We start from the raw sequence: 3,201 nt of genomic DNA on the forward strand, positions 1-3,201 counted from the left end.
AGGACGGTCACGGTGGATCGGGTCGTGCTGCCGGACTATCTGGACGGGCAGGACCTGGTGGTGCGCACGGGCAACCGGATCCTGCGCAGCGACCGGGGGCGCTGGGCCAGCCGGCTGTCGCTGGGAGTGACCGACCTGATCACCGCCCGGCTGGGCCAGGCACGCAGCGACCTGTTCGTGACCGATCAGCCGCAGGTGCTGCCCGCGGCCTGGCGGCTGTCGGTGAATGTCAGCCGCCTGGACGTCACCCGCGACGGGACGGCGTCGCTGGATGCGGACTGGTCGATCATTCCGCACGATCCGCGGGCGCCGATCCTGCATCAGCGCGCCTTCGTCACCCGCGACGGATCGGCGGCGACCGACGACGATACGGCCCGCCTGACGGAAGCGGTGCTGGACCAGCTAGCCGCGCGGATCGTGGCAAGCTGGCCCCGCTAGGTGTTTAGTCCCGGCCTGTCCTATTTGACCGGCGTTCCGGGCGTGCGCGCGCCGTAGCGGTCCCAATGCAGGGCCAGTTCGCGCACCACCACGCTGCCGACCCGATAGGCCGCGTCGATCGACGGTAGATAGCCGGAATAGCCGCCCTCGCTCGCTTCGGATTTCAGCAGAGCGGCGGCGGTCTGGCCGGGCGGCGGCATGTCGAAATTGCTGGCGGTGCGCAGCACCAGCACGCGATCCGGATCCACCCGCCCGGCCTGGGCCTGCAAGGTCAGGGCCTGCATGAAGCCCACATCCTCCTCGGCCGTGGTGGCGAATACGCCCTGTCCGGCGGTCCAATATGCCACCCAGCGTTCGGCCCAGCGATTCATCCGCGCGCCCACCCAGAACGTCTCGCTGGACAGGGTGTCGCCCAGCAGCACTGCGGGCGGCTTCTGCGCCCGAGGATAACCCGCGTAGCGCGCGCGGATCGCCTGCAGCGCCGGCGTGTCCGGCAGCGCCACCTGCCGCGTCAGGTCATAGGCCCAGCGCACCAGGGCAGGATTGAACGTATAGGCCATGTCGCCCGACAGCGAATGCAGCGGCGGCACGGGCCGTTCGTCGGGCGTGCTGCCCTGGACCGGCGTATAGCCGTCCGGCCAGTCCGGCGGGATTTCCCGCGCGTCGATCGCGTGGGCCAGGCCGCCATTGATGACGCGCGGCGCCCAGACCGCCGCGCCGACCGGGCCGAAATTCGGATCGATCCCCGCGATCCCGGCCAGCACGAAATAGGCATGGCGCAGGTCGAAGCGCGGATCGAGCACCAGCGCGGTGATCGCCGAAGCCATATGTTCCGGCCCCTCGCCGCTGGCGATGCCCAGGACCTGCAGGCCGGGGTTGTAGCGCATGACCCCATGCCAGGTGCCCGGCGCCGGCAGGACCTGCTTCAGCGGCAGCTTTTCCACCCAGGTCTGGAATTCGCCCGGCATGTCGCCGGTATCCTTGCCGATCTCGAACGTCGTGACGACCACGACGCGTACGGGAATCTGCGCGGCGTACGCCGGCGCCGAGGCCGCCAGGCCCCAGGCAAGGGCAAGGCCGGCGACCGCGCCGGACAGGCGACGCGAGAGGGACAGGCGCGGGAAGCGTAATGGCATCGTCATGCGTTTCTTTTCATTGCCCAAGTGTCCTGATTCCGAAATTCGCAAGCGAATTTTGGAATCGAAAGGACACTAGAATCAATATTTTAGTGGCCTGCTGGCTCGAGAAATTCTCATAAGAATTTCTCGAGCAGGACACCAGGGAATCATTGCCCGGCGGATTGCGCATGGTCGTCCATCAGCGCAGCCTGGCGGATCATGCCGGTCTCGAATGCATGCAGCCGTGCCTCCAATGTCCATTGCAGGCGAGCCTTCTGACTGTGCGCCAGGAAATCATGGCAGGCGCCGCCCGCAGGGACGGGGCCGGACGGCGTGGCGGCGCAGGCCGCCACCATGCGGAAGGGACGGGTCCGCGCCCACAGGCTGTCGCCGGGCAGGAACGCGTATTCCAGGCCGCTGCGCGACAGGTCGCGCAGCGCCGCGTAATCGAGCTGATAGGTCGCGGCCGCGCGCGCGTATTCGTGGGTCAGGTCGATGCGCGACACGCCCTCGTCATCCGTCGACAGGGCGACGGGCACGCCGGCGGCGCGATAGGCGTTGAACGGGTGCGCGGCCCCCGCGACACCGAGAATGACGTCATTGCTGGTCAGGTTGATTTCCACCATGACACGACGGCGGGCCATCTCGGCCATCAGCCCGTCGGGGTCGTCCTCGTGCAGAATGTCCACGCCATGGCCGATGCGGCGGGCGCCGGCGATTTCGACCGCCTGGCGGATATGAAAGCGCAGCCCTTCGGGCGGGACCAGCCCCGGCGCCAGTTCGCCGGCATGCAGCGACAGGCGCACCTGCGGGTCGCGACGGGCCAGCCAGCCGAACATGCGCATATGCAGGCCGTAATCGCGCATCGCCACCGCGTCGTCTTCCGGCGCCACGATATTGATGCCGACGAAACGCGGATCGGCCTTGACCAGGGCATAGCCGAAATCGAGCTGCGGAAAGACCATGGCGGGCGGCATGGTGCGGATGGTCTGGTACAGATAGCGGACCGTAACCCCGCAACCGGGATGCGCCGCCTGCGTGCCGCATTGCAGGACGGCCCGCATGCGCGATTCCATCGCATCGGCCTGATGCCGGGCGGCGGCGACCAGGGCCGGCAGGGCGGGCGCGATGGCCCGGTCGGCATCGGCGAAACCGTCCCCCTGCAGCACGAAACGCGATCCCAGATCGGCGACCGGACCAAGCTGCGGCGAGATCATCAGTTCCAGATACAGGACATGGTCCTCGGCGGCGCGGGCGGCGGCTTCGGCCAGCATGTCGCCGTCATGCGCCGCCTGCGCGGGCCCGAACCGGGCGAAGGTCGCGAAGAAATGGTCGTGGCCGGACCGGTCGGCCGGCGTAGGCACGTAATCGCGCATCGACAGGGCGTCGATCATGTCGGCCCGCAGGTCGGGATGCGCCGCCAGGTCGGCGGCGGGCACCCGGCCCGATTCGGGCCCGGGGGCGCATTTATCCGCCAGGATCCGCCCCTGGGCGGGGGCGACGCACAGCCCGTCCCGTGCGGCCCAGTCCAACATGTTCTCGGCATAGACGGCGCCGGCCAGATGGTTGTGCAGGTCCGCCCCCTTGGGCAGGGCGCGCAGCACCGCGTCCAGCCGGGCCGGATCCTGGCGAAGACGCGTGAAGG

Annotated in this window: 3 protein-coding genes; 1 reads left to right on the forward strand and 2 read right to left on the reverse strand. The window is 68.9% G+C overall.

Features of this window, described 5'->3' with window-relative positions:
- Positions 1-438, forward strand: a 438-nt coding sequence (locus HUK84_RS13300) for a PqiC family protein (protein WP_176640721.1), incomplete at its 5' end; no start/stop codon positions are given.
- 20 nt (positions 439-458) lie between these two features.
- Here HUK84_RS13300 and HUK84_RS13305 read toward each other — a convergent pair.
- Both HUK84_RS13305 and HUK84_RS13310 read right to left on the reverse strand, forming a co-directional pair.
- On the reverse strand, positions 459-1,574 hold the full coding sequence (locus HUK84_RS13305; protein ID WP_176640722.1) for a purine nucleoside permease: 1,116 nt from the start codon (positions 1,572-1,574) through the stop codon (positions 459-461).
- 149 nt (positions 1,575-1,723) lie between these two features.
- Positions 1,724-3,201 (reverse strand): adenosine deaminase family protein (locus HUK84_RS13310; RefSeq protein WP_246285668.1); only part of this gene is annotated, 1,478 nt, incomplete at its 5' end.

This window comes from Nguyenibacter vanlangensis, from assembly GCF_013376155.1.
Lineage (GTDB): Bacteria > Pseudomonadota > Alphaproteobacteria > Acetobacterales > Acetobacteraceae > Gluconacetobacter > Gluconacetobacter vanlangensis.

Bases quoted from the DNA above. Each gene is read 5' to 3' on its own strand.
- HUK84_RS13305 (WP_176640722.1), bottom strand. From the start codon at position 1,574: ATGCCATTACGCTTCCCGCGCCTGTCCCTCTCGCGTCGCCTGTCCGGC.